Below are 3375 nucleotides of genomic sequence, written 5' to 3' on the forward strand. Positions count from 1 at the left end.
AAAAACAAGAAATTAAAGGCTATTTTCCTGAGTTTTTTGCTTTAGAAGATCAATGCAAATTCAACAATTGTTTACACAAAGACGAACCCAGTTGTGCAGTAAAAAATGCTTTGGAAGAAGATAAAATCGCTTGGTCACGCTACAAAAGTTACCTGCAAATTTTAGAAGGCGACGACGAACAATACCGCAACGATATTTACGGCGATGACCGAAAAACAAGTGATGAAACTAGAAAAAATTAAATTCATTTTTTGTCATTTTGTCCCGAAATTTCGGGATGTTTCAGAATCTTTTAAAATCTTCAATCGATAATCTTATGATAGCAGTCATCCAACGCGTTTCGCAAGCATCAGTAACCATTGAAAATGAAGTGGTTGCTTCCATTCAATCCGGAATTTTACTTTTATTAGGAATTGAAGACGAAGACACACAAGAAGATATCGATTGGCTTTCTTCAAAAATTGTAAATCTCCGAATTTTTGATGATGTAGATGGAGTGATGAATCGTTCCATTAAAGAAGTTGGTGGTGAGATGATTATTGTAAGTCAATTTACCTTACATGCTTCCACCAAAAAAGGCAACCGCCCCAGTTATATCAAAGCAGCAAAACCAACAATTGCCATTCCTCTTTACGAACAATTTATTAAGCAAATAGAGTTGGATTTAGGAAAAGGTATTCAAACAGGCAAATTTGGTGCCGATATGAATGTTGCATTGATAAATGATGGTCCGGTTACGCTAATAATTAACACAAAAAATAAGTCATAAAAAATTGTTAATTTCAAGAATTCTCTTATTTTTGATGAAAGACAATTCTCATGCGTAAATTTTATTTTTCCTACATTCTTTTTTTGAGTTCTTCGATTTATTTACAAGCACAAAATCTTGATTATTCTGTACTTGGCATCTCAAAGGAACTTACCGAGAATGCCAATGCATGTGTCAGAAATCAAGAGCTTTTAGTAGCTATTAACTCCCAAAAATCGATGACTATTACTACTAAAAGAGTTGTAACGGTTTTTAATGAATATGGACAACGACACATTGATGCAGTTCAAAGTTATGATAAGTCGCAAAAAATCATTTCCATCGAGGCTCAGGTTTTCAATCAAATGGGAACGGAAATAAAGAAATTCAAACGAAAAGATTTCAAAGACCAAAGTGTTGCAGATGGTATTTCAATATATACTGATAACCGTATACTTTATTTAGATTATACACCCACACAATATCCTTTAACTGTTGTGTACCCAAGTGTGCTAGAAACATCAAATACAGCATTTATTCCTGGCTGGTATCCGGTTGAAAGTTATTATTTGAGTGTTCAAAACAGTGAAGTAAAACTTACTTTTCCCTCCAATCTTGGTTTCAAATTCAAGGAGTACAATTTTGAAGGATATACCATTGAAAAGGAAGAAAAGAGTAATTCACTTACCTATAAAGTAGCCAATTTACAAGCTTTAAAAACAGAGGATTATTCACCTTCCTTCACAAAATTTACTCCATATGTGCTTTTTGGTTTAAACAAATTTCATTTGGAAGGCGTTGATGGTGAAGCCGATGATTGGCAAAAATTCGGTTCTTGGGTATATACAAACCTATTGGTGGGAACTGACGAAGTTTCCCCTGAAACTAAAGCTAAAATTAAAGCATACATTGGTAATGAAACCGACCCGATGAAAGTAGCACAAAAAGTATTTGAATATGTACAAAATAAAACAAGATATGTTAGTATACAATTAGGAATTGGCGGTTGGAAACCAATGCTAGCAAAAGATGTTGATAGACTAGGTTATGGAGACTGTAAAGCATTGACAAATTACACGCGTGCACTTTTGGAAGCAGTTGATATACCATCTTACTACACAATTATTTATGGAGATCGTGACAAAAGAGATATTAGAAGCGACTTTGTTTCTATGCAAGGAAATCATGTTGTTTTGGCTATTCCGGATAATGATGAACTGAGGTGGTTAGAATGCACCAGTCAAATAGCTCCTTTTGATTTTCAAGCAAATTTTACCGATGATCGAAACGCCTTATTAGTTAAACCTAACGGAGGCGAATTAGTTCGAACGACAAATTATTCCGAAAACGACAATAGTCAGATTACAAAAGGTGCGTATGCAATTAATCAGGATGGAACGCTTTCAGGGAACATAACAATTAAATCAAGCGGAACGCAATATGATTCGAAATATAATTTGGAACGAACTTCTCAAAAAGATTTAGAAGAACATTACCATGATTATTTTTTTGTGATTAAGAATCTGAAGTGGGAAAAAGTAAATTTTTCGAATAATAAAGAGGCCATCGAGTTTACCGAAGAATTAAAAATCGAAGGATCAAATTATGCCTCAAAAAGTGGAGCTACAATGATTTTTGCTTTAAATGCATTTAACCAATACAACAAAGTTCCTGCAAGATATAGAACTCGCTTAAATCCTTTTGAAGTTACTAGAGGGTTCTTCGATTCGGATGAGATTTCTATCACTATTCCGGAAGGATACACAATCGATTCAAAACCGGATAATTTCGAAGTCAAAGAAAAATTCGGAAATTACAAAACAGAAGTTTCTGTTGTAAATAATCAAGTCATTTACAAAAGAGAATTCACTATGAATAAAGGTTTTTATGAAAAAGCCGATTATGAAAACTTTAGAAAATTTATCGAGCAAATAGCTCGAAACGACAATGCTAAAATCGTCGTGGTAAAAAATTAAAACTGCACAACCACTTATAAACACATCAATGAAACATTATAGATCCTACCTTAGTTTAACTTTAGTATTAATTTCCTTTTCTATTTGCTCTCAAAATTATGAATTGGGTAAAGTTACCGTTCAAGAACTGGAAGAAAAGGAACATCCTGTGGAAAAAGATGCAGCTGCAGCAGTACTTTTTACTGTTGGTTCTACAAATTTTGAGTATTCTGGTGATGATGGTTTTAGAATAGTTACAGAAATCATCACAAAAATCAAGATATATAAAAAAGAAGGATATGATTTTGCCAATCATTCGGAAAAATATTTTGTTGGTGGCAATAGCAAAGAAAAGGTGATGTTTACAAAAGCGGTTACTTATAATTTAGTGAACGGTAAAATTGAAAAAACAAAGCTAGGAAGCGAAGGAGAGTTTAGTGAAGATTTAAATAAATTTTGGTCAGTTAAAAAAATTTCCATGCCTAATGTAAGAGAAGGATCAATTATTGAATATCGTGTTGTAATTACGTCGCCGTTTATTTCAAATTTTCCTGAGTGGGAATTTCAAAAAGAAATTCCGGTAAATTATAGCGAGTATTCCACTTTTATTCCCGAATACTTTATTTACAACAAGCATTATAAAGGTTTTTTAACACCAGCTACTACAACTAC

General features: G+C 33.1%; 3 protein-coding genes and 1 pseudogene. All 4 read left to right on the top strand.

The annotated features are described in order from the left end of the window. Positions 1–242 (top strand): annotated as a pseudogene (locus ACIQ2S_RS12260) (ribosome small subunit-dependent GTPase A); the annotation flags it as partial. A gap of 74 nt (positions 243–316) precedes the next feature. Further along, positions 317–769: a D-aminoacyl-tRNA deacylase gene (gene dtd, locus ACIQ2S_RS12265; protein WP_396176399.1), complete on the top strand. Its 453-nt coding sequence runs from the start codon at positions 317–319 to the stop codon at positions 767–769. 50 nt (positions 770–819) lie between these two features. Then, on the top strand, positions 820–2724 hold the full coding sequence (locus ACIQ2S_RS12270; protein WP_396176401.1) for a DUF3857 domain-containing protein: 1905 nt from the start codon (positions 820–822) through the stop codon (positions 2722–2724). A 28-nt stretch (positions 2725–2752) separates the two neighbouring features. Beyond that, the coding region (locus tag ACIQ2S_RS12275) for a DUF3857 domain-containing protein (RefSeq protein WP_396176403.1) at positions 2753–3375 on the top strand (623 nt) is incomplete at its 3' end.

The sequence above is a fragment of the Flavobacterium sp. genome, from assembly GCF_044371705.1.
GTDB lineage: Bacteria > Bacteroidota > Bacteroidia > Flavobacteriales > Flavobacteriaceae > Flavobacterium.

What these genes read in the sequence shown, in the direction of transcription:
- dtd (WP_396176399.1), top strand. Translation starts at nt 317, where the DNA reads ATGATAGCAGTCATCCAACGCGTTTCGCAAGCATCAGTAACCATTGAA.
- ACIQ2S_RS12270 (WP_396176401.1), top strand. Translation starts at nt 820, where the DNA reads ATGCGTAAATTTTATTTTTCCTACATTCTTTTTTTGAGTTCTTCGATT.